General features: G+C 33.2%; 20 protein-coding genes, 1 pseudogene and 1 riboswitch. Of the genes and pseudogenes, 10 read left to right on the top strand and 11 right to left on the bottom strand.

The window, feature by feature from the left end; all coding sequences use genetic code 11:
* Window positions 1-37 precede the first annotated feature (37 nt).
* Window positions 38-1,678: a phospho-sugar mutase gene (locus tag ACVBFA_RS03040; RefSeq protein WP_002490683.1), complete on the top strand. Its 1,641-nt coding sequence runs from the start codon at window positions 38-40 to the stop codon at window positions 1,676-1,678.
* Window positions 1,679-1,891: 213 nt separating this feature from the next.
* On the opposite strand, the gene galU is transcribed toward ACVBFA_RS03040, so the two are convergent.
* From galU to ACVBFA_RS03020, 4 genes are all read right to left on the bottom strand, one after another.
* Window positions 1,892-2,758 (bottom strand): UTP--glucose-1-phosphate uridylyltransferase GalU, encoded by an 867-nt coding sequence (gene galU, locus ACVBFA_RS03035; RefSeq protein WP_126122248.1) that lies wholly within the window; start codon window positions 2,756-2,758, stop codon window positions 1,892-1,894.
* Window positions 2,759-3,006: 248 nt separating this feature from the next.
* Complete coding sequence (locus tag ACVBFA_RS03030) at window positions 3,007-4,365, bottom strand: gluconate:H+ symporter (RefSeq protein WP_002486442.1); 1,359 nt, start codon at window positions 4,363-4,365, stop codon at window positions 3,007-3,009.
* A 49-nt stretch (window positions 4,366-4,414) separates the two neighbouring features.
* Window positions 4,415-5,956, bottom strand: a complete 1,542-nt coding sequence (gene gntK / locus ACVBFA_RS03025; RefSeq protein ID WP_126122249.1) for a gluconokinase — start codon at window positions 5,954-5,956, stop codon at window positions 4,415-4,417.
* A 22-nt stretch (window positions 5,957-5,978) separates the two neighbouring features.
* On the bottom strand, window positions 5,979-6,659 hold the full coding sequence (locus tag ACVBFA_RS03020; RefSeq protein WP_126122250.1) for a GntR family transcriptional regulator: 681 nt from the start codon (window positions 6,657-6,659) through the stop codon (window positions 5,979-5,981).
* Window positions 6,660-7,026: 367 nt separating this feature from the next.
* On the opposite strand from ACVBFA_RS03020, the gene glpT reads away from it, so the two are divergent.
* Entirely contained in the window at window positions 7,027-8,385 is a 1,359-nt protein-coding gene (glpT, locus tag ACVBFA_RS03015) for a glycerol-3-phosphate transporter (RefSeq protein WP_002477035.1), read from the top strand.
* A gap of 157 nt (window positions 8,386-8,542) precedes the next feature.
* Here glpT and ACVBFA_RS03010 read toward each other — a convergent pair.
* Both ACVBFA_RS03010 and ACVBFA_RS03005 read right to left on the bottom strand, forming a co-directional pair.
* A pseudogene (locus ACVBFA_RS03010) lies at window positions 8,543-9,259 on the bottom strand (MerR family transcriptional regulator).
* Window positions 9,260-9,344: 85 nt separating this feature from the next.
* On the bottom strand, window positions 9,345-10,220 hold the full coding sequence (locus ACVBFA_RS03005; protein ID WP_046044367.1) for an alpha/beta fold hydrolase: 876 nt from the start codon (window positions 10,218-10,220) through the stop codon (window positions 9,345-9,347).
* 310 nt (window positions 10,221-10,530) lie between these two features.
* Between ACVBFA_RS03005 and ACVBFA_RS03000 the strand changes: the two genes are divergently transcribed.
* Complete coding sequence (locus tag ACVBFA_RS03000) at window positions 10,531-11,448, top strand: phosphatase PAP2 family protein (protein ID WP_126122251.1); 918 nt, start codon at window positions 10,531-10,533, stop codon at window positions 11,446-11,448.
* 119 nt (window positions 11,449-11,567) lie between these two features.
* Here ACVBFA_RS03000 and ACVBFA_RS02995 read toward each other — a convergent pair whose 3' ends face one another.
* From ACVBFA_RS02995 to ACVBFA_RS02975, 5 genes are all read right to left on the bottom strand, one after another.
* Complete coding sequence (locus ACVBFA_RS02995; protein ID WP_002438184.1) at window positions 11,568-12,269, bottom strand: GTP pyrophosphokinase; 702 nt, start codon at window positions 12,267-12,269, stop codon at window positions 11,568-11,570.
* Between the two features lie 263 nt (window positions 12,270-12,532).
* The gene (locus ACVBFA_RS02990) at window positions 12,533-12,946 is read right to left on the bottom strand and encodes a DUF2188 domain-containing protein (protein ID WP_002458190.1); all 414 of its coding nucleotides are present in this window, start codon (window positions 12,944-12,946) and stop codon (window positions 12,533-12,535) included.
* A 77-nt stretch (window positions 12,947-13,023) separates the two neighbouring features.
* Entirely contained in the window at window positions 13,024-14,937 is a 1,914-nt protein-coding gene (locus tag ACVBFA_RS02985) for an FUSC family protein (RefSeq protein ID WP_164539700.1), read from the bottom strand.
* A 161-nt stretch (window positions 14,938-15,098) separates the two neighbouring features.
* Entirely contained in the window at window positions 15,099-15,389 is a 291-nt protein-coding gene (locus ACVBFA_RS02980) for a putative quinol monooxygenase (protein ID WP_002458192.1), read from the bottom strand.
* A gap of 153 nt (window positions 15,390-15,542) precedes the next feature.
* Entirely contained in the window at window positions 15,543-16,817 is a 1,275-nt protein-coding gene (locus tag ACVBFA_RS02975) for an MFS transporter (RefSeq protein ID WP_002458193.1), read from the bottom strand.
* 492 nt (window positions 16,818-17,309) lie between these two features.
* A riboswitch (TPP riboswitch) is annotated at window positions 17,310-17,419 on the top strand.
* A 69-nt stretch (window positions 17,420-17,488) separates the two neighbouring features.
* On the opposite strand from ACVBFA_RS02975, the gene ACVBFA_RS02970 reads away from it, so the two are divergent.
* The 7 genes from ACVBFA_RS02970 to ACVBFA_RS02940 all read left to right on the top strand — a co-directional run bounded on the left by ACVBFA_RS02970 (window position 17,489) and on the right by ACVBFA_RS02940 (window position 24,012).
* A complete protein-coding gene (locus ACVBFA_RS02970) occupies window positions 17,489-18,088 on the top strand; it encodes a thiamine phosphate synthase (RefSeq protein WP_126122252.1) in 600 nt (199 codons plus the stop codon).
* Window positions 18,081-19,199, top strand: coding sequence for a glycine oxidase ThiO (gene thiO, locus ACVBFA_RS02965; RefSeq protein ID WP_002486460.1), 1,119 nt, complete (start codon window positions 18,081-18,083; stop codon window positions 19,197-19,199). Before ACVBFA_RS02970 ends, thiO begins: the two co-directional genes overlap by 8 nt.
* Complete coding sequence (gene thiS, locus ACVBFA_RS02960) at window positions 19,183-19,383, top strand: sulfur carrier protein ThiS (protein WP_058649726.1); 201 nt, start codon at window positions 19,183-19,185, stop codon at window positions 19,381-19,383. The genes thiO and thiS overlap by 17 nt, the downstream gene beginning before the upstream one ends.
* 1 nt (window position 19,384) lies before the next feature.
* Complete coding sequence (locus tag ACVBFA_RS02955; protein ID WP_002447124.1) at window positions 19,385-20,152, top strand: thiazole synthase; 768 nt, start codon at window positions 19,385-19,387, stop codon at window positions 20,150-20,152.
* A 1-nt stretch (window position 20,153) separates the two neighbouring features.
* On the top strand, window positions 20,154-21,152 hold the full coding sequence (gene thiF / locus ACVBFA_RS02950; protein ID WP_126122253.1) for a thiazole biosynthesis adenylyltransferase ThiF: 999 nt from the start codon (window positions 20,154-20,156) through the stop codon (window positions 21,150-21,152).
* Between the two features lie 107 nt (window positions 21,153-21,259).
* Window positions 21,260-21,874 carry a DedA family protein gene (locus ACVBFA_RS02945; RefSeq protein WP_447158777.1) on the top strand — a complete coding sequence of 205 codons (615 nt, stop codon included), beginning with the start codon at window positions 21,260-21,262 and terminating at the stop codon, window positions 21,872-21,874.
* Between the two features lie 173 nt (window positions 21,875-22,047).
* Window positions 22,048-24,012 (top strand): fructose-1,6-bisphosphatase, encoded by a 1,965-nt coding sequence (locus ACVBFA_RS02940; RefSeq protein WP_126122255.1) that lies wholly within the window; start codon window positions 22,048-22,050, stop codon window positions 24,010-24,012.
* The last annotated feature ends 56 nt before the right edge of the window (window positions 24,013-24,068 follow it).

Raw genomic sequence — 24,068 nt, 5'->3', positions numbered from 1 at the left:
TGTATATTTTAATTTTAATAAAGAGGAATTTGTAAATATGAAAAATAATTGGATAGATGTATTAGACGAAAGTTTAGTCAAAGATTTTTATAATAATCAAACTTCCGAAGAGCAACAAGAAGGACTCAATACTACACTGTCTTTTGGTACGGCTGGTATTAGAGGGAAATTCGGTTTAGGTGAAGGCCGATTAAATAAGTTCACAGTATCTAAAGTAGCGTTAGGCTTTGCCCATTATTTAACATCAAGTATCGCACATCCTGTCGTCGTCATACATTATGACACAAGGCACTTATCACCTGAATTTGCTCAAATTATCGCTAATATTCTAGCAAGTCATGATATTAAAGTTTATCTTGCTGATACATACAGAACAACACCTGATTTATCATTTGCAGTCAGATACTTACAAGCTGATGCGGGTGTTATGATTACTGCTAGCCATAATCCTAAAGATTACAATGGAATCAAAGTATATGGAGAAGATGGTGCTCAATTATCAACCGACGCTTCCGCACAATTAAGCACATATATCGATAAATTAGGTCATCCACTTCATATTAATGTACCTAGTTTAACTACTGAACAACAATCATTAATTCATTCAGTCCCGAGTGAAGTCAGAGAAGATTATTTCAAAAACGTACAAGACTTAGTTGGAACGATTCCACAGTCCGATTTAAAAGTTGTCTTTACAAGCTTGCATGGTACGAGTGTGCCAATTGTACCTGACATTTTATCTTCTCTTAACTTTAATCAATTTGAGTTAGTTGCATCACAATGTGAACCTGATTCAGATTTCAGCTCTGTAGCCAGTGCAAATCCAGAGGATCATAAAGCGTTTGATCAATCGATAGAACTTGCTAATCATATTGATGCTGATTTACTTATTGGCACAGATCCTGATGCAGACCGCTTAGGAATAGTTGAACGTGATGCTGAAGGTAACATCTACTATTACAACGGAAATCAGATTGGTGCACTTTTGTTAAATTATCGCATCAAACAAACAGAAGGATTGCCTAACAGAATCATGTTCCAATCAATTGTAAGTGGTGGCTTAGCTAAATCTCTTGCTCAATATCATAATGTTAATTTCAAAGAAGTTTTGACAGGTTTTAAATATATCGCAGCTGAAATAAGACATCTGTCTCCTGAACAAAACTTTATTTTTGGCTACGAGGAAAGCTATGGCTTCTTAGCTCGTCCTTTCGTAAGAGATAAAGATGCGATTCAAATCGTGCCATTAATGATTAAGTATGCAGCTGAATTAAAAAATGAAGGACGCATGCTTAAAGATGAATTAGAAGACATTACTCGAAATGTCGGTAACTTTAATGACAAGCTCTTCTCACATACATTTGAAGGTACTCAAGGCAAGGCAAAAATCGAAAATATTATGACTCAATTCAGAAGTGAAACACCTACGGAAATGTGCGGTCTTAAAGTCATTGCAATCGAAGATTTTGAAACAGGTAAAAAGACTGACTTACAAAATGATGAAGTCAGTGATATAACTTTACCTAAAGCGAATGTAATAAAGATATACTTTAATGAAGGATTTATTGCTTTGCGTCCTTCTGGTACAGAACCTAAAATCAAACTTTATGTATCACTTTCTTGTGATCATTTTGACGTAATTGCACAAAAAATGAACGATGCTATATTTAACTCTTAAGTAGAAAAAGGTAGAAATGTATTCTCTTTGCAATCTTAATATCGAAATAGAATTAACATGGTTAGTAGAATCTCTAGGTTGAACTCTCGATATTGGGTACTATCCTTTCTAATAATCAAAATTTGATGACAGTGAATACTCAATCCAATCATCCACTATAAATACGTAAAATGCCTGGAACAACTATTTTGTCCCAGGCATTTTTGATTGAATTTAAATATCTAATTGCTTAATGAATGCTTTTAAGTCTTGACTCATTTCTGGATCTTTTAAAGCATATTCAATCGTTGTTTTAACAAATCCTAATTTTTCTCCAACATCATAACGATTACCCTCAAAATCATATGCATACACTTGTTGTTTGCTATTCATTCGTTCAATCGCATCAGTTAATTGAATTTCATTTCCAGCACCTTCTTGTTGTGTTTCAAGATAATCAAAAATTTCTGGTGTTAATACATAACGACCCATGATTGCTAAATTAGACGGGGCAGTACCTTGTTTCGGCTTTTCTACAAATTGACGTACTTCATATCGACTTCCCTCTTTAGCAGAAGGATCAATCACACCATAACGATGTGTATCAGATTCTGACACTTCTTGAACACCTATTACTGAATGGCCTGTTTCTTCATAAACATCCATTAATTGTTTAATAGCTGGTGTATCAGACTCTACAATGTCATCTCCTAATAACACTGCAAATGGTTCGTTACCGATAAACTGTTTTGCAGTATGAATTGCATGTCCTAGCCCTTTTTGTTCTTTTTGTCGTACGTAAAAAATATTAGCTAAATCTGTTGAATATTGTACTTTTTCAAGCAGGTCTGCTTTTCCTTTATTTTCAAGAACCATTTCTAATTCTTTTTGATTATCAAAGTGATCTTCAATTGCACGTTTATGCTTACCAGTCACTATAATAATATCTTCAATCCCTGCTTTAGAAGCTTCTTCTACAATATATTGGATTGTTGGTTTATCTAATATTGGTAACATTTCTTTTGGCATCGCCTTTGTTGCTGGTAAAAAACGAGTACCTAAACCAGCGGCAGGAATTATTGCTTTTTTTATCTTTTTCAATCTATAAACTCCTTTACCTATTTACGTAATTAAACTCTTAATAAAGTGTATCACTATTTAAAATGCTTTCATAGTAGTGTTTTTTCACCACAATCTTTTTCATTATTAACATTAACTTAATCAAGAATTGAGTTAGAAATTAAAAATACTCGAAAAGAAATTAACTTTATTTTAAATATATCGGTGACAGACATCCACTGAAAAACACTCGCTATATTTTTAAAATGAGAGCGGCAGGAAATTTTTCTCTATACAAATAAACTAATAAACAAAATAAATAAAATACCTGATACTGAAATAATTGTCTCTAATAACGACCATGTTAAAAATGTTTCTTTAACTGTCAGCCCGAAATATTCTTTAAACATCCAGAATCCTGCATCATTGACGTGAGAGAGAATTACGCTACCTGCGCCTATTGCAAGAACGACCAAAGCAACATTAACATCTGAATGTTCTAAAAGTGGTAACACAATGCCTGTTGTTGATACGGCAGCAACTGTAGCTGATCCTAATGAAACCCTTAAGACTGCAGCTACAATCCATGCTAATAAAATGGGTGACATGCTTGTTCCTTCAAACATCTTAGCGATTGTATCACCTACGCCACCATCAATGAGTACTTGTTTAAATGTACCACCACCACCGATGATGAGTAACATCATGCCGATTGGATAAATAGCTTGCGTAACTGATTTCATAATGTCTTCCATTTTTCGTTGTTGCTTCGTTCCCATCGTAAAGATTGCAAATATCACTGCGATAAGCATTGCAGTACCAGCAGTTCCTATAAAGTAAACAATTTGTTCGAATACATTTGTTGCTTCTTCGTGTCCTGTAATCAGTTGCACAATTGTAGAAATCAACATAAGAATAACAGGTAACATAGCAGTCAATAAACTTATTCCGAAACCTGGCATCTCTTCTTCTTTAAATTCCTTTTGAGTACCTAAAGAAGAAATATCCCCTTCTCTCGTATACGCTGTTGGAACCATCTTTTGTGCAAATCGATTAAAGAGTGGACCTGAAATAAGTGTTACAGGAATAGCGATAATCATACCATATAACAAAACTTCACCAATATTCGCTTTAAGCTCTTTAGCGATGACAACAGGTCCAGGATGCGGTGGTAAGAATCCGTGTGTAACGGATAACGCTGTGACCATTGGTAGCCCCAACTTTAATATTGATACATTTGCGCGTTTAGCTACAGTAAATACGAGTGGGATTAATAGTACAAGACCTACTTCAAAAAATAGCGCAATACCAACGATAAATGCTGCTATCAACATAGCCCATTGAACATGTTTCTGACCAAACTTTGCAATAAGTGTATCAGCAATACGCGTTGCCCCACCACCATCGGCTAATAATTTACCTAATATCGCACCTAAGCCAAAGATTAAAGCAATGTGACCTAGCGTACTACCCATACCATTTTCAATGGTTTCCATAATTTTGTTAAGTGGCATACCTAATAATAACGCAGTTATCATTGAAGTAATGATTAATGAAATAAATGTATTAAGTTTCAATCCAATAATTAATGTTAATAAGATAATAATTCCTAATACAACACTGATGAGTGGCCAAATCTCTCCAAACATCGCATTCCCCTTCTTTCTCTTGTTTATTATTCATATAATATATAATCAATTAATCACTTAAATGTTCTCGTTGGAAATTCGCAATATCACTGTAGTTCTCAGTCATAGAACGACTAATTTTAATAAAAATGGTGACAAGTTGTTGGTAGATGGCAACTGTTTCTTGGTTAGGTTCGTGGGCATGTGTTGTACCTACCATATCTTTAATGACTGAAAAATCATCTATTTCTCCTAGAGCTTTCATTCCAAGTACACATGCACCTAGACATGAACTTTCATAGCTTTCAGGTACGATTAAGTCTGTATCAAAAATATCTGCCATCATTTGTCGCCAAATTTCACTTTTAGCAAAACCACCCGTCGCTTTAATTGTTGTCGGTGTTTCATTCATCACTTCAATTAATGCCAGATAAACTGTATATAAGTTATACAGTACACCTTCCAATGCTGCACGGATCATATGCTCTTTCTTGTGAGATAATGTCAATCCGAAGAATGAACCCCTTGCGTCAGCATTCCACAATGGTGCGCGCTCTCCAGCTAAATAGGGATGAAAAATCAATCCTTCTGCACCTGGTTTTACTCTGCTGGCAATCTGAGTTAACACATCATAAGGATCGACCCCCAACCTTTTAGCCGTTTCAACTTCACTCGCTAAAATTTCATCTCGTAACCATCTCAAAACGACACCACCATTATTGACGGGACCGCCAATCACATATTGATCTTTATCGAGAATATAACAGAAAATACGCCCCTTCTCGTCTGTTTTTGGCTGATTAATTACCGTACGAATTGCGCCCGATGTGCCAATAGTTACAGCAACTTCACCTTTTTGATAGCTATTTACACCTAAGTTAGATAATACGCCATCGCTCGCTCCGACAATCACAGGCGTTTGCTCATCAACACCCATCAACGTTGCGTAGCGTTTTTTCATTCCAGTTAAAATATGTGTGGTTGGAACAAGTTGTGGTAATTGATTTTTTTCAATACCTAACAATTCTAAAGCTTTATGATCCCAATCTAATTGTTCTAAGTTCATCATACCTGTAGCTGATCCTAAAGAATAATCAATGACGAATCGCTCATATAATTGAAACAGTACGTATGTTTTTAAATCTGCAAACATAGCTGTTTGTTTAAATATTTCCGGTTCCTCATGTCTCATCCAAAAGATTTTAGATAATGGTGACATAGGATGAATCGGTGTACCCGTTCGTTGATACAATTCAAAACCGCCATATGATTTTTCTATTAAATCAGCATAATCATTCGCTCGATTGTCAGCCCAAGTGATATTTTCAGTTAAACGTTGATTATCCGCGTTCATAGCAATCAAACTATGCATTTGCGCACTCAAGGAAATAAATTTAATATCTTCTTTTGCGATGCCAGATTCTCTTACAATATATTTAACCGTCATAAGCACAGCATCAAATATTTCATCAGGATTTTCTTCCGACACATCTACGTTTGGTGTATGTAAGTCATAGCCAATATTATGTTTCATTATAAACTTGCCTTTTTCATCATATAGCACAGCCTTCGTACTCGTTGTCCCCATATCTACACCAATCATATATTTCATATTCATCCCTCTTTTCTATAAATTAACGTAACCAGAAAGCTTCAATATTTTCTCCTACATCATCAAAATTTAAATGGAATGCTTTTCTCAATATGGAAGCATCATCGTTCTCAACAGCATCTATAAAAACTTGATGATTACTATGAATTCTCTCGAAATCTTTAGGGTCATTTGCCATTCTTTGTCTCATTGAAATGAGTATGAGTGATTCCATAACAGGTTTAAGATGATTCCAAAACACTTTAAGATACTGATGGTTTGTTGCTTGAATCATCACCTCGTGAAACTCAAAATCATGTTGTGTAAATGCTTCAGCATCCTCAAATTGGACTGCAACCTTCATCATTTCTAATTGCTTTTTCATTTCCTTAACAATATATTGTGTATCTGTTCCACTTAATTTTGAAAAGGCGAATGATTCGAGCATCAAACGCAAATCATACATTTCCTTTTTCTCTTGATCACCAAAAGGAAGTATCTGTGCGCCCATACGTTCTAATTGAATCAGTTGATCTGTTTGAAGTAACTTAAATGCATCTCTGACTGGTGAACGACTCACATTAAATTGTTGTGCAACTTGATTTTCACTTAGTTGTATATGGGATTCAATTTCGCCATTCACTATTCCTAAACGTAACTCAGCAGCTATTACTTGTCCTGAAGTCATGTTTTCCTTCCACTTTTTCGGATAACCATACGTCACGTTCTATCCACCTCAATTCAATGTCCCTCTACTTGTATACAAGTATGTTAATATACAAATTTTTGTTTTGCAAGCGCTTTCTTTTAGGTGTTTTGACATTTTAAACACAATTCAACAAAATATTTCTTAGAATTATTTACATCCATCTTTGATTCGTTCACTTTCCTTCCTCTCAATACAATTTATAAAATAATGTAAAATACACTTAAACCATACTTACTTATTGCTTGTTTCTTATTATTCAATTATATATTTTATATTTCATAAAAAAATATAATTATATTGACAACGCTTACTTGGATACTTAAAATTTACTCGTAATTATTTTTCAGTTTTATACATCATCATACGATTAGGAGGTTATAACATGTTTAATTTCTTAAAACCAGCTAGACATATCAAATCATTGCCATCAGAAAAAGTAGATGATACGTATAAAAGACTACGCTTTCAAGTCTTTTTAGGAATATTTATCGGTTATGCTGGTTACTATTTATTAAGAAAGAACTTCTCTTTAGCAATGCCTTCATTAATTGAGCAAGGCTTTAGTAAAGGGGAATTAGGTATTGCGTTATCTGCAGTATCTATCGCATATGGCTTTAGTAAATTTGTAATGGGAACTGTCAGCGATCGAAGTAATGCTCGAATGTTCTTAACTTTAGGTTTAGTATTGACAGCAATTATTAACTTATTATTAGGATTTATTCCATTCTTTACTTCAAGCATAACTATAATGTTTATCATGCTGTTTTTAGTTGGTTGGTTCCAAGGAATGGGTTGGCCACCATCTGGACGTGTGTTAGTTCATTGGTTTAGTGTTAGCGAACGCGGAAGCAAAACGTCAATATGGAATGTAGCACATAATGTAGGCGGAGGTTTAATGGCACCTATTGCTACGTGGGGTATTTCCATGACTGCATTATACAACTTCGGTTATTTAAAAGGGTTTGAAGGCGTCTTTATATACCCTGCACTATTGGCTATCATTATCGCTATCTTTTCTTACATACTTATTAGAGATACACCACAATCTCAGGGGTTACCACCAATTGAGCAGTATAAAAATGATTATGCCACTTCAACTAAACAAACAATTGAAACAGAACTAACTACGAAAGAAATATTGTTTAAATATGTACTTAATAACAAATGGGTATGGGCGATTGCTTTTACAAACATTTTCGTTTATTTTGTGCGTTATGGTGTTTTGGACTGGGCACCGACATATTTAAGTGAGGAAAAGCATTTTGATTTAAGTGCTTCAGGTTGGGCTTACTTCTTATACGAATGGGCAGGAATTCCGGGCACACTACTTTGTGGTTATCTATCTGACAAACTATTTAAAGGTCGTCGTGGTCCAGCAGGCTTCTTCTTTATGTTAGGCGTAACAATCTTTATCCTTATATATTGGTTAAATCCACCAGGTCACGCATGGTTAGATAATCTTTCATTAATTGGTATTGGTTTCTTAATTTATGGTCCAGTCATGTTAATTGGTTTACAAGCGTTAGATTATGTTCCTAAAAAAGCAGCTGGCACTGCGGCTGGTCTAACTGGTCTATTTGGATACTTGTTCGGTGCAGTTATGGCTAATATTGTATTAGGGTTTGTAGTTCAACATTTTGGATGGCATATTGGCTTTGTGTTATTAACAGTCATCAGCATACTCGCTATGTTATGTTTCATTTTAACTTGGAATAAACGTGGTCAAGAACAAATCGACTAATATCCTGAGTGTGCTCAATCATTAATTACGATGCGCATATGTCCTATTCAGTCGTGTACTATATATAAAAATAGCCTAAGACTATTCGTCTCAGGCTATTTTTATGCTTTTCGTCATGTAGCACAAATGAATTTTTATTAATATATCCAAATTACATTCATTGCTTAGCAATTTCTACACAATAATGTATTTCGTGACAATCAGGACATTGAAGCTTTCTAGTTTTAGGTGTATGTGATGCTGTTACAAAATTAATGACACTAGGATTAAACACATGGTGGCAATTAGGACAGACATATGAAACATTCTTTTTATACTTTTTTGTTAATCAAAGTGAATACATAGCTACCGCAGGCATAATCGACAAGAAAGGCTTTTTCCTTTTAGTTACAATTGAAGTGATCAAACCACCATATTGTAATGAACCAATCAGAGCTATACTTAACCATAATTTCTTTCTAACATATTTGCGTCTATGAGATTCTTCCATATAAGTAGCTATATCTTGTAAATAATAAATTGGAGATATTGAATTTTGATGAACATAGCGCTGAATTTGCTCTATTTTACGTACCTTGTTTTCTTTAACTGTTATTGACTGTTGTATCTCATGCTTTTTGATTTGAAGAAGAGTGTAAAGCGTCTTCATTGATGAGTCTTCTTGTAATAACACTTTAATTTCTTTAATTGTGCAACCTATTTCCTTAAGAAATAAAATCAGTTCAAGTTTCTCCACTTCCTTATCAGTGTAAAAGCGTCTGTTAGTTTCAGAAGTATAATTTGGCGATAAGATTCCTTGTTTATCGTAGTACTGAATAGTGCGTGTTGACACATGGCATTTATGAGCTATATCTCCTGAAGTATAAATCGACATAGACATCTCACCTCCTAGTCAAAGCATACTCGATAACGTTACGTCATTATCAATAACTTTATTCATTTCTAGACGTCCGGACGTCTTATTTTTTGGAAATCCACGCTTTAATTTCATCTACCACGCCAGTTTGTCCATCCGATTGGGTTTCTAAAACACTCGGGAAATCTATATGACCAATTCCTGGATAAATAACTTCTTTAGTTTCTCCACCTAACGCCTTAAATTTTTCTAACGTAGCTTGAGAATCCGTATAAGGAATAATTTGATCTTCTTTTCCAGACATAAATAATATTTTCGGAAATTGTTTAATCTCATCGATATCTGGTAAATAATCTGTATTAATCGTGTAAATCATATCCGTAATTATAGTTTTAATAGGTGCAATAAATTGTACCAAATCAAGTGCGTTTTCCTTTTGTGCATAAATCGTTTTATCAAGTATATATTGAGGAAGATTTTTTACTGCCTTAATTTCATCTTTTAACACTGCTCGCTTACTCTCACTAGTGAATAATCGTGCTAACATACTCTCATCTGGAGTAATTTTCGCTGCGCTATGTAAATAAATAAGATGAGATACTGGTAATGTATTATACTTAAGTAATCGTGTCGCAATCATTCCTCCCATTGAATAACCAACAATACTCAGTTCTTTTATCTGTTGCTCCTTAACAATTTGCGTTAATACATCATATATACGTTCAGCGTAATCATCTAATGTATGAGTGTCACGATCTAAATCTGAACTTTTACCACGACTTGGACAATTAATAAATATTAATTTGTAATCTCTGAAGTAAGGCTCGAACATCGTCATAATTTTATATGTTAAGAGTGCACCATGAATAAATACAATCACATCAGCAGCTTGGCTATCTCCTGCGTAGGCAACTTCACTATATTCTCCCTCAAATTGTTTAAGTGGATAAACTTTAGTTGTAAAATTTTGCTTAATCATATACATCCTCTTATTCTTAATACATTAATTAATATAATAATATCATATAATTTAATTTTTTATAATTATACTAATCATATGTCTGTCCTCTTTATGTTACTACATATTTAAAACTGATCTTTCTATTTAAATAAGTTTAAACAATTTGAATCACATTAATGCGCTTAATAAAAAATTAATATTCCCCTCATACTTAATTAACATTTTATTACTATTCTTAATACTAGGAAACGAACGTTGCTTATAAATAATTTATACGTTTTACACAACATCATTTACATTTTCAACATCTAGGGAGGCACATTATTTTATGGTTATTTCAAAGAAATTAGCATTTACAACTTTAGGTATCTTAATATGTATTCTTTTAAGTTCACCTCTTATCGATCAACAGATTTCAAATCATTTCATGAATCAAGATTCCGTTTTTGGCACACTATTCCAAAACTACGGTTTATTTCCACCTACGCTTGTACTAATTATTTCAACTGTAATTTTAAATTATTATATTTTCACTACATTTCAAAATAAATTAGCTAAAATATTAACATTGCTTATATCTTTCATATTCACCCTAATTAAAACCAATGAATTCGTGTCAGAAACTGCTCAATATATGTTATCTACATCAGAAAACATCAAAAATCATAAGCCAATGGGTATGGCAAATAATGAAGGAAACGCCGGAAATGCTTTATCTTTAGGAATGAGTTTCTTTATTTCTTTGATTATCATTATAATTATCACTTTTATTTGTTATCAGTTTTGGTTAAAACATACAAATAACCAAGAACTTGATCATTTATTCAAAGTTTCACTTATTAGCTTTATGATTTTATTTATTGGATTAGAACTTGTTGATAGCTTGAAACATTTGTGGGGACGTTTTAGACCATATGAAATCACTGACAAAGCTGGACATTTCACTCACTGGCTCACAATTAATGGAAACACTGGACATAGTTCCTTCCCTTCAGGACATACTGGAAATGGTGCATTTCTAATGTTTATCGCATTTTACTTTAAAAAATTACGCACTCAAAAAATAGTGTTTAGTATCGGATTATGTTATAGCATTTTAATGGCATTGAGCAGAATTCGTATTGGTGCACATTTCACTAGTGATGTAACAATGAGCTTACTCATTATGATTTCACTAATGATAATTGCAGATTTTATCATTAATCAATTCATATATAGACATAAAAACAAGCTAAATAAAGATTAGAATTAAAATATTAATCATAATTTAAATGAAATAATATAGTAAACGGTAATTTTCTTTGTATTAACAAGAAAATTACCGTTTTTTAATTTCTCCTATATGATTTAAAACAAAAACTCACGCTACTTCTCTCGATTTGAAATTTCTGAATGTATTTGTTGCATTTTACTTTCTACATTTGTAATTTCTGATGCACATTGCTCTAATAATCCTTTATATTTTTCAGTGTCTGTATCATTTTTATAACGAATTTTGTGTTCTAAACTTGCCCACATATCCATGCCGATTGTACGAATTTGTATTTCTACTGGTGTTACTTCTACTGAATCTGCTAAAAATACTGGAATAGATACGACGATATGTAAACTTCGATAGCCGTTTTCTTTAGGATGTGTGATATAATCTTTACGTTTTAATAATTTAACATCTTCTTGTCTTAATAACATTTTTTCAATGACATAAACATCGTCTAAATAGTTACATACGACACGTATACCAGCAATATCCATAATGTTATCTTTAGCACTTTGTGCACTTACTTCAAATCCTTTACGATTCAACTTTTTAACTAAACTGTGCATCTCTTTTACTCGTCGTTCCATATGATGAATTGGATTGTGTTTATATTGATAGTTAAAGTTATCATCTAAAATACTTAATTTTGTACTTATTTCTTTAAGTGCTGAAGAATATAGGTGGTCCAGTTCCACAAATCCAACTAATGTATTAAATGCTTCATCATCATCTTTAAAATGTTTTAAGCTATTTTTGAATTCGTCTCGTAAATCTTCGATATAAAGTGCAGGCTTTCTCTCTACATACATCTTTCTCAACCTCCGATTTCTTTTCAAACCCATTATAGCGAATTAAAATTTAATATAGAAATTTTATGTCATATTACAGTTGTATCATATATCATTTATAGATAAAAAAACTGAGACAACAATAATTGTCTCAGGTAACATTCATTCATGCTTTTAATCATCGATAAGTCAATTTCATATATTTATTAGCTTTTATATTACAATACCAAATGTTTATATGAGGTTATCACTTCAACATACATTCATCATTACTTTGTTTAAAATCACTCATCTTTTCGATGCTCAATCACTTTGGTACCTTTATTCTCTGCGATATGTTGTGCACGGTTAACTGCTTCAGATTTTGTATCAAATGTATCTGAAGCTCGTTTAGCCTCTGTAGATTTTACTTTCCATAACTGATCTTCATAATATACATGAACATTTTCTTCGTTAAGTTTAGGATTAGCTGATTCATCTTCTTGATGTTGCGTGATATGTTTGTTTTTTAACGTCTCTAATTCTTCTTTTGAAGCATGTTGATACCATTTTTCAGCTTGATTTGTAGCAATGGGTATCACATCAGATTCTTTATAGCCATCTTTGAGCATCGCATTACCAATATCAATCGCTTTTTTCCGTTCGAGTTCTTCAAAGTTTTTCCAACTTTGAGGATAATCTTGCATCGTCCAAGGCATCGTCTTACCTCCTCAATAATTTACTACACCTTACCACTAAATTTGTTTAATTAAACAATACGAGACATCTGTACTAATTAATCTTTTGTGATGGCCTGACGTTGTTCAGCACAATTACGTTGTATATTCATAAGGGAAGCACGGATGTAATTGTATTGAGGTAATGCTTGCATGTCTCTAAGATTTAAATCTGCTTGAAATTGGAAATGCTTAGCTATATTTTCAAATACAACTAAATATTCACCCATTAAATCATCATTTATTGTTTGTCGGTGTTTATTATTCATGGCACGCTCTAGCATAAAACTTATTTCCTCTAGAGCAAATATACTTGGATAGTAATACCTTACCGCTTCTTTATTACTAAACAATTCACCATTCGCTGAATTGTAAATCTGTGTCACATTACTGATTTTGACGTTTAAATTTAAACTTTCTACCCTATCACGTTCATTCGTTTCCTGTTTATTTTTTGAAAATAAATAATGAAATAAAATACCTTCTTTACGTACCAATTCGGCAATAGCATCAGATAACATTGAGGATGCAGTTTTACGCGCGAGTATGAATATACCAATAACTGCAATAGCTATACCTATTAGAACGTCAATAATTCGAGTGTATGCTATCTCAATATTTAAATTTTGAGAGGCTAGACCATTGAGCATAATGACCTGTGTCGTAATAAAAATAACTGCAAATGCATAGTTAGATGCCACAAACGCTTCCGTCATCATGGCTGAAAATCCCATAATGATAATAGCGAAAATAGGATCGATATGAAATGCCAAGATTCCCGACAAAACAATAGTCCCTATTATTGTTCCAATACCTCTAGCAATTGACCTGTCTAACGTACGAATCGTTGTCACATTACCTAACATGATGGTATGCGCTGACAATGGCACCCAATACGCTTTTTGAATGTTAAATGCTAGAGCAATAAATATAGCCACTGCCATAATAACTGTATATTGCAAAGCATTTCTAAATACAATTGAGTCGAAAGTTAGATTTTGATATATTCGCTTGCTATATAAAGGCTTGCGAATATCTGCTTCATATTTAATTTGATTATCGTTTGCGTGAATCATTTCATCTATTTTCAAAATATGATCCATTAAATTTTGAAATTCTGGTGCCACATCAACAACTTTTGACCACGGTCGATATTGTTTAGGTTGTTGAACACTTTTAATGATATGATCCATCATTTCAACTAAGTCATTTGGTAATGGACGAATATGATTTTCATTGAGTTCTAGTAATTCTGAATATATCCCTTGTGCTGATGTATGTAATAAAATTAATTTCTGAAACCTTTTACTTAATTTTCCATTACCACCTGATGTTGAAGTAATTAAAAGTTTTTCAGAATTTCTAAATTCTGTAACAGCATTTCGAGCATATGCTTTGAAATCCTCTGGCTCATCAAAATGATGTAGCAAGTTATGTAATGTTTTAAAATCCGTATGAATTGCTCTGTCTTCTGCTTTCTCTTTAGCAAATATGATTGTTAAAATTACTGTTATGGTTGCCAACATACCACCAATGAGAATTGCAGATCCACGTAAAAGCGCTTCTTCTGGGGCTATCGGTAAGTTTATAGATAAGCAAAACGTTACTAAAAAGAATGTCGATGATGGACCAGCGATTTTTAGCGCATTAAACGTATAATATGGGATTGTAACAACAATCAGTAATAGTAATCCAAATAAAATAGGCTGAGATACTGTTAAGGTGCCAAGAATCATGCAAATAGTAAATGATAGTGAACATGTGATGACTGTTTTTAACATAGATTGCGGTGATCCACTAAAAACGTAGACATGTGCTAGCGTACCTGTTGATATTAAAATACCAAACATAGGGAATCCTAATAAGTAACCTATCAATGCTGGTAGTATCATTAAAAATCCTTGTCGTATTCCTTTAGCTATATCAATCTTTGAACGGTCGAAGTGTATCAAAGAGTTAATGATTTGTTGCATCCCAATCTTCCTTTCTCTAACATCCCACAAATTCAATTAAAAAAGGACAGAACATATACTTCATACATTTATTGTTCTGCCCTTCATCAGCATTGTTGAGAATTATGATATTTAGTTATTATTTTATCACATTGTCACTTTAGAGTAAGTACAGATTGTGATTATAATTGAATAGGTTGACTTACATCAATTTGAGGTTCTTCAATTAAATATTGACTAATATTATCACTAAAAACTTTAAAGTGATCTGATTGATTGTGTGCTTGAACCGCTTGTTCGTCTTTATAGTTTTCAACTACGACAAAGACATTTTTCTCAGTTACATCTTCGTAATGATGATAGAATAAATTACCTTCTTCTTTTCTAGAATTTATGACTAATTCCTTCATAAGTTTTAGATAATCTTCGCGTTTGTTACCATCGATTTTTAATTTTGCGTTAATAATAATCATTTTAGTCAACTCCTATACATATTAATTATAAGTTTAGCAGTTTATAACTGATTAAAAAAACAATTCGCTTATCGCTTCCATGTTCTATACCACATAATAAAAGAATAAACACACGCAATGATATGAATGTCATTGCATGTGTTTCAAAAAATATTATTTATTAACATGTTCTTCACTAACAACAAGAGGTTTATCTGGTTTAACGAAGAACCATAAAATTGCTGCTATAATAGCCGGAACGATTAAGAGTTGTAATGTCATTGACCATCCTAAATGATCTACAACAATTCCTGCAAGTAAAGGACTAATAAGTGCGCCAACATTTCCCCATAAGTTCATCCAACCTGACACAGTTCCAGAGAAATTACGACCTAAGTCAGTGGCTGCAGCCCAACTCATTCCCATAGAAATACCTACGCCACCTAAACAAAGTGATAACCAGAAAATGGTTACATATAAGTTGTCTGTATGTACTGCTAAGAAAATTGAAATTGAGAATACCACAAATCCCGCAATCGCAATTACGCCACGTGCAACAAAACGTGATTGACCTGTATTCAAAATCTTGTCTGAAATAGCTCCAGCAAATAAAATTAAGAAGAACATAAATAACCAAGGTAATGCACTGATAGTCATTTCTTTGAAATTCACATGATATTGTTCAGTTAAATATGTTGGTAACCATATTAGGAACAACGCGATAACAAACTGAACTACAAAGTATTGTAATGCGATTGCGTAAAAACTGAAATGACTTAAAAAACGTTTCCACGGTGGTAAAGATTTCTCAGTCGCGACAATATCACGATTTTGAGTAATAAATCTTTTCTCGGCATCGTTTACCATTTTATGTTGTTCTGGTAAGTCTTTAGCAATAATTGCCCAAAGAACTGCCATTAAAATTCCTACAACCCCGAAAATGTAGAAAACGGCTTGCCAGTTAAAAGCGTTGACAATGGCTATCGTGATGATAGGTGCTAAAACTGGACCAAAATAAGAACCTGCTAACAACGCACTAGATGCACGACCTTTTTCATTTTTAGCGAACCAAAAAGAGTTAAAAACCGCATTGGATGGATACATTGGCGCTTCACCAACACCAAATAAGAATCTAATAAAGTAAAGTAAACCATGGTGTTTAATCATCCCTGTTAAGATAGTAAATGCACTCCACCAAACTAAAGCGACAGTAATCATTTTACGTGGTCCAAACTTCTCTGCTAACATTCCCGAAGGTACTTGCATTAATGCATATCCTAGGGAGAAAAATGATGCTAATAAACCAAATTGTGTCTTAGTTAACCCCAAATCTTTCATCATCGGTACTGCAATATAAGATATGTTAGATCGATCCATGTAAGCAATAACCCCAATAAAGAAGAACCCTATTGCAAAATACCAACGAACATTACTACGTTTTTCTTTCATATTTGTTTCCTACTTCCATTTGTATTCTGTTGTTTCTTATTATGATGTCGTTATGTTTCAGAAATCCCCTCTGGTGACTGTTTTAACTTCAATTTTTAAAACAACTATTAAGTTGTAGCGCTACAATTTTTTATTAATATAGCACGTAGTGTAAACGGTTACAATACTTTTTGTGAATTTTTTTTGAACTTTTTAAAATTTTTTGTGTATTTTAGATGCATCTTACACCTTTATATCTTTTACCGCGCCCCTTACACCCTATTCTCACAATATACTAGCAATCATTAGTTATTGATTTTGAAAGATGGTTTCTAAATATGTACTTGGCAAATTAAAGTTTAAAAATGATTCGCAAATGATGATAATAACTTTTAAATGAATACGATATCTACAAATTACTTAATAGAAATTGTAAAGAAATTTGAAGTCTTTTATTAAAGGTAGTAAAATATTGTAAACGAAACATTTAATATCTTGTAAATTAATTTCATATTTAACCACTGGAAGTGCCTTTGTTTAAGGCTGAGAGTAAAGAACTGACTTTATAATTCCTGGAACCTGATCCAGTTCATACTGGCGTAGGGAAGTGGCGACGCTCAATTTTATGAAGTCATACTAAAGCTCAACGCTATTTCCCAATTTAAGGGAAATAGCGTTTTTTTATTGTAGAAATTGGGGGGATATTTATATTTATTGCGATTACACATCATAAACAACTGACTAGGGACGATTTACAGCATTATAAACATATCGAAGAAGCTATTGATGGCTTGTTATTTCGCACTTCCATGAATAACGAAGAAAACAAGGACATGATTCAATCTTTACTTCAATTGGGTTTTAGTAAAGATAAAATAATTATTCACAGTGATACGACACTATTAGAGGAATTAAATCTTAAACGTATTCATTTTAAGAGTAATGATACAACTGCTTTCGCATATAAAGCAGCACATCCTGATATTTATGTAAGTATGTCTACACATGACATTGAAACAGTAAAACGATGTTATGAAAATAATTTAGATTATGTCTTTTTGGGGCATATTTTTCCGACCGCTTCACATCCAGATACGCCACCACGTTCTAAAAAGACCATTCAACAAGCATTAGATGTTCCTATCCCTATTTATGCTATTGGCGGTATCAATGAACATTCGATTCAAAAGATGCCACCTGGATTTAAAGGTATATGTGCCATATCATATTTTAACAATGCTTCACTAGAAGAAATTAAACAATTAAGAAAGGAGTGGTCTACTCATGCATGATGTACTAATCATTGGTTCAGGAGTTATTGGTATGTCAATTGCAAGACACCTCAGTGCAACACACTTAGATATTGCAGTCATAGATAGAGATGTACCTGGAAAGCATGCGTCATATAAAGCTGGAGGTATGCTTGGCGCACAAAATGAATTTACAAAGGATAGTGACTTGTTTCAATTAGCCATCGAATCTCGTGCTATGTTTCCACAATTAAGTAAATCATTATTAGATGAAACAGGCATAGACATTCAATTTAAAAATTCAGGACTTATCAAAATTGCTAATGAACACGATGATATCTCATCTATAAGACGACAATATCAATTTCTGAATAGTCAAGACCGTAGTGTCAAACAATTATCAGATGATGACTTGCTACAACTTACACATGGTGAAGTTAAACCTTCATACGCGGCCATTCATATACCGCATGATGGTCAAATTAATGCACATCATTACACACTGGCATTATTAGAATCATTGAAGTTAAGAGAGATTAAGCGTTATGCGTCTACAGAGGTCACTTCAATAGAACGGCATAATGGCTATTATTCAGTGAAAACCAATCAATCTTCAACAATTGAAGCGCACAAAGTTATCGTTGCAGGTGGCGCATGGTCTTCACAATTATTAACACAATATCATTTACAACGACAAGTGATTGGCGTTAAAGGAGAAGTCATCTTATTAGAAAATAACGATCTTGCACTTACTGAAACATTATTTATGACTAATGGTTGTTACATCGTTCCAAAACAACCCAATCGTTTTTTAATTGGTGCGACGAGTGAATTTAATAATTATTCTGTCGGTACTACAGATGAAGGTATGGATTGGCTTCTTCACCATGCATATCATCGTGTACCTCAACTAAAAGACAGTCATATACTGAAGAAATGGTCAGGAGTAAGACCATACACAGAAAAAGAAATGCCAGTCATGGATCAAATTGATGATGGCTTATACGTGATAAGTGGTCATTATCGAAACGGAATATTATTGTCACCTATTATCGGTCGTGACATTGCCAATTGGCTACTTTCTGGTATTAAACCATCACGTTATTCAAGTTTTACAGTTACAAGGAGGAATAATCATGAAGTGTATCATTAATGGCGACCTCTTCACTTTCGATCAGGATCAATCGATACAAGAGGTTTTACATTCACTTGAGTTAGACCCAAAACGAGTGATTGTTGAACTAAACAAAGAACTTATCAAGCAAGACAAATATGAAGAATATATTGTAAGAGAAGACGACAGATTAGAATTACTAGAAATTGTTGGAGGCGGTTAATATGTTTAAAATAGGAAATTTAGAATTACAATCTCGTTTACTTTTAGGTACTGGTAAATTTGAAAATGAAGAGGTTCAATCAAAAGCAATTGAGGCATCTGAAACAAATGTACTTACATTTGCAGTAAGACGGATGAATTTATATGATCGTAACCTACCTAACCCACTTGCAAACGTTAATTTAAAAGATTTTATCACTTTTCCAAATACTGCAGGTGCCAAAACAGCTCAAGAAGCTATCAGAATTGCTGAAATTGCTAGTCACGCAGGTGTATGTGACATGATTAAAGTCGAAGTCATTGGCGATGACGAAACATTATTACCTGACCCATTCGAAACATACGAGGCATGCAAAGTATTGTTAGAAAAGGGCTACATTGTTTGTCCTTACATCTCTAATGATTTAGTTTTAGCTCAACGTTTGGAAAAATTGGGTGTACACGCAGTCATGCCACTTGCATCTCCTATTGGCACAGGTAGAGGTATTAATAACCCATTAAATTTAAGTTATATTATCGAAAATGCTAGTGTCCCTGTCATCGTAGATGCTGGTATTGGTTCCCCTAAAGATGCGTGTCATGCCATGGAGCTTGGCGCAGATGGTATTTTACTCAACACAGCCATTTCAGCAGCAAAAGATCCTGTGAAAATGGCTGAAGCAATGAAATTAGGTATAAATGCCGGCAGACTTTCATATGAAGCTGGACGCATTCCTGTTAAGTATACTGCACAAGCATCTAGTCCATCAGAAGGTTTAGGGTTCTTGTAAAATGTCGCGTTATGAACGTCAAACACGCTTTGCACCATTTGGAGAAGAGGGACAGCAAAAGCTATCTACCTCTCAAATACTTATTTTTGGTGCTGGTGCTTTAGGAAGCCATATTGTAGATCAACTCGCACGCATGGGGGCTCATCATATTGCAATCGTCGATATGGATATTGTTGAAATTTCAAATTTACATCGACAAACACTCTTCGATGAAGAAGACGCACATACTTTAATATCCAAAGTAGAAGCAATCAAGCATAAGGTTAATCAAATTAATACAAATGTCAATCTAACAACTTATGATTTAGAAGTTACATCATCAAATATCGAAAATTTGATAAAAAATGCCGAACCAGACATCATCATTGATGGCATGGATAACTTCAGAATACGATACCTGATTAATGAGGTTTGTCACAAGCATCAAATCCCATGGGTTTATGGTGCAGCTGTTGGTAGTAAAGGATCAATATATGGAATAGATCACCAAGGACCATGTCTAAAATGTTTATTGCAAACAATTCCTGACACAGGGGAAAGTTGCGCTATTAATGGCGTACTTCCCCCTGTTATATCAATGATTGCAAGCTATGAAGTAGCAGAGGCCGTACGTTATCTTTCAGGAAAAGGATTTTCTAAGCAATTAATCACTATCGATGCATTTAATATTAATTATAAGTCAATGAATGTAGATGCACTCAAAAATAAAGATTGCCCAGTGTGTGAAAAACATGAATATACGTTACTAGAAAGCCAACAAGAACGTACCATTGAGGACTTGTGTGGGAATGCTTATTTATTTAGATTCCCACCTAAAGCTTTTAAACACGCTGTCCATTTCCCAGGAAATATGGTGAAATCTACTTCTTTTGCCAAATTAATTCAATATCAAACTTATGAATTCACCTTATTTAAAGATGGTCGTATGAATGCATATGGTATACACAATGATGAAGAAGCACATCACCTATACAATACGTTGTTAAAATCCATACGCTAATTAAAGTAAGATTGTTACCCTTTCAACCTGTTTCTTGTTAAAATAACTTATACTTAACATCAAGTTTACGACAACTCGATTAATTTAAAAGGAGAAACTAACGTTGTATGGAACAAATTATCACCGATTTTATTAGTAAGTGGGGTTATACAGCGATATTTATTTTAATCTTATTAGAGAACGTATTACCTGTTGTTCCGTCTGAGATTATTTTAACTTTTGCAGGCTTATTATCTGTGAAATCACACTTGTCTATATGGACATTATTAATCATAGCAACAATTGCTTCATTCATTGGTTTACTCATTTTGTATTATATTTGTAGACTTATCTCAGAAGAGAAATTATATCGTTTCGTTGATCGACATGGTAAGTGGATGAAGTTAAAAAGTAAAGATTTGAAACGGGCAAATGATTGGTTTAAAAGGTATGGTGCATGGGCTGTATTTTTATGTCGATTTGTCCCGGTACTTCGAGTATTAATTACATTACCTGCTGGCATTAATCGAATGAACGTTATTCAGTTTACAACTTTATCGTTAATAGGTACTACAATTTGGAATTTTGCTTTAATACTGCTCGGTCGTTTGCTCAGTGACAGTTTTGACGCTTTGATGAATGGTATTCATACATATTCACGTATCATGTATGTCATTATTATTATTGCAGTCATATATTTTGTCGTACGTTATTTAATGAAACGTCGTCGAAGTGTTAAATAAATGTTATGCTAAGTTTTCCGTTTCTTAACGGTTAACTTAGCTTTTTTATTAATTTTAATTTTATGATACGCAATTATTGAAAATTAATTGGTTTTTCAAGATAATCTATGTAAGCGCATTATTATAAATAATCGTATCGTTAGGTCGGAAAATATAATTAGAGGTGACTATGCATGACCCATATTACAGAAAGTGAAATGAAACAAAAATATCTAGATTTACTCTCACAAAAATTTGACAGTGCAGAAAAACTTGCTACTGAAATTATTAACTTAGAGTCAATCTTAGAATTACCTAAAGGAACTGAACATTTTGTCAGTGACCTTCATGGTGAATACGAATCTTTCCAACATGTTTTAAGAAACGGATCTGGAAATGTGCGTGCTAAAATTAATGATATCTTCAAAGATAAATTATCCAAGCAAGAAATCAACGACTTAGCAGCATTAGTATACTATCCGGAAGAAAAACTAAAATTAGTTAAAAATAATTTCGATTCAATCGGAACATTAAATATTTGGTATATTACAACCATTCAACAATTAATTGATTTAATTACATATTGCTCATCAAAATATACACGTTCAAAATTACGCAAAGCATTACCTGAACAATATGTTTATATCATTGAAGAGTTACTTTATAAGAACAATGAATTTCATAATAAAAAGCCTTATTATGAAACACTAGTCAACCAAATTATTGAATTAGAGCAATCAGATGATTTGATCATTGGCCTTTCCTATACTGTACAACGTCTTGTCGTAGACCATCTTCATGTCGTGGGCGATATCTATGATCGTGGTCCTAAACCTGATAAAATTATGGATACATTAATAAATTATCATTCTGTAGATATCCAATGGGGAAATCATGATGTATTATGGATTGGCGCCTATGCTGGTTCAAAAGTATGTCTTGCGAACCTTCTACGAATCTGTGCACGTTATGATAATTTAGATATTATCGAAGATGCATATGGAATCAATCTACGTCCTTTACTTACGCTTGCTGAAAAGTATTACGATGCTGAAAACCCAGCTTTTAAACCTAAGAAACGACCAGATAAAGACGTCAGTCTTACAAAGCGCGAAGAAAGTCAAATCACAAAAATTCATCAAGCGATTGCGATGATTCAATTTAAACTTGAAATACCTATTATTAAGCGTCGTCCTTCTTTTGAAATGGAAGAACGCTTAGTTTTAGAAAAAATAGATTATGATAACAATGAAATCACTATATATGGTAAAACATATCCGCTTAAAGATACTTGTTTCCAAACTGTAGACCCTAATAATCCCGCTGAATTACTAGCAGAGGAAAAAGAAGTCATGGATAAGCTATTACTTTCATTCCAACAATCTGAAAAATTAAGACGTCATATGTCTTTCCTTATGCGAAAAGGAAAATTATATCTACCTTATAATGGCAACCTTTTAATTCACGGTTGTATTCCCGTCGATGAAAATGGAGAAATGGAATCATTTGAAATTGAAGGTGAACGTTTAAGTGGTCGTGATCTACTCGATGTTTTTGAATATCATGTAAGAAGAGCTTTCGACCATAAAGAATCTACCGAAGACATATCTACAGATTTAGTATGGTATCTTTGGACAGGTAAATACTCATCTTTATTTGGTAAACGTGCCATGACAACGTTTGAACGTTATTTTATAGAAGATAAAGCATCTCATAAAGAGGAGAAAAATCCTTATTATTACTTACGTGAAGATGTTGATATGATACGTAAAATGTTAAAGGATTTTGGTCTTAATCCAGATGAAGGCCGTATCATAAATGGTCATACGCCTGTTAAAGAAATTGATGGTGAAGATCCAATTAAAGCTGATGGTAAAATGTTAGTCATAGATGGAGGATTTTCAAAAGCTTATCAATCAACAACTGGTATTGCCGGATACACACTTTTATATAATTCATTTGGTATGCAATTGGTCGCACATAAAGAGTTTAATAGAAAAGAAAAAGTGTTATCAATGGGGGCAGATGAATTGTCAGTAAAACGCGTTGTAGATGAAGAATTGCAACGTAAAAAAATTAGAGATACCAATATCGGTAAACAACTGCAAGATCAAATTGATATCCTCAAAATTTTAATGCACGACCGATATTTAAAATAATATCTTTAAACATATTTAGTAAGTTGATGTGTAATAACATATCTTATCTCCTAATA

The sequence above is a fragment of the Staphylococcus sp. MSU001 genome (assembly GCF_052976705.1).
This window is presented reverse-complemented; position numbering and strand designations above follow the sequence as displayed.

Excerpts from the sequence above, each read along its gene's own strand:
- ACVBFA_RS03000 (WP_126122251.1), top strand. The coding sequence starts at position 10,531 with ATGGTTATTTCAAAGAAATTAGCATTTACAACTTTAGGTATCTTAATA.
- ACVBFA_RS02985 (WP_164539700.1), bottom strand. The coding sequence starts at position 14,937 with ATGCAACAAATCATTAACTCTTTGATACACTTCGACCGTTCAAAGATT.
- ACVBFA_RS03030 (WP_002486442.1), bottom strand. The coding sequence starts at position 4,365 with ATGTTTGGAGAGATTTGGCCACTCATCAGTGTTGTATTAGGAATTATT.
- ACVBFA_RS02955 (WP_002447124.1), top strand. The coding sequence starts at position 19,385 with ATGTTTAAAATAGGAAATTTAGAATTACAATCTCGTTTACTTTTAGGT.
- ACVBFA_RS03005 (WP_046044367.1), bottom strand. The coding sequence starts at position 10,220 with ATGATTAAGCAAAATTTTACAACTAAAGTTTATCCACTTAAACAATTT.
- ACVBFA_RS02995 (WP_002438184.1), bottom strand. The coding sequence starts at position 12,269 with ATGTATGTAGAGAGAAAGCCTGCACTTTATATCGAAGATTTACGAGAC.
- thiS (WP_058649726.1), top strand. The coding sequence starts at position 19,183 with ATGAAGTGTATCATTAATGGCGACCTCTTCACTTTCGATCAGGATCAA.
- thiF (WP_126122253.1), top strand. The coding sequence starts at position 20,154 with ATGTCGCGTTATGAACGTCAAACACGCTTTGCACCATTTGGAGAAGAG.
- ACVBFA_RS02975 (WP_002458193.1), bottom strand. The coding sequence starts at position 16,817 with ATGAAAGAAAAACGTAGTAATGTTCGTTGGTATTTTGCAATAGGGTTC.
- ACVBFA_RS02945 (WP_447158777.1), top strand. The coding sequence starts at position 21,260 with ATGGAACAAATTATCACCGATTTTATTAGTAAGTGGGGTTATACAGCG.
- thiO (WP_002486460.1), top strand. The coding sequence starts at position 18,081 with ATGCATGATGTACTAATCATTGGTTCAGGAGTTATTGGTATGTCAATT.
- ACVBFA_RS02990 (WP_002458190.1), bottom strand. The coding sequence starts at position 12,946 with ATGCCTTGGACGATGCAAGATTATCCTCAAAGTTGGAAAAACTTTGAA.
- ACVBFA_RS02940 (WP_126122255.1), top strand. The coding sequence starts at position 22,048 with ATGACCCATATTACAGAAAGTGAAATGAAACAAAAATATCTAGATTTA.
- gntK (WP_126122249.1), bottom strand. The coding sequence starts at position 5,956 with ATGAAATATATGATTGGTGTAGATATGGGGACAACGAGTACGAAGGCT.
- glpT (WP_002477035.1), top strand. The coding sequence starts at position 7,027 with ATGTTTAATTTCTTAAAACCAGCTAGACATATCAAATCATTGCCATCA.
- ACVBFA_RS02980 (WP_002458192.1), bottom strand. The coding sequence starts at position 15,389 with ATGATTATTATTAACGCAAAATTAAAAATCGATGGTAACAAACGCGAA.
- ACVBFA_RS03040 (WP_002490683.1), top strand. The coding sequence starts at position 38 with ATGAAAAATAATTGGATAGATGTATTAGACGAAAGTTTAGTCAAAGAT.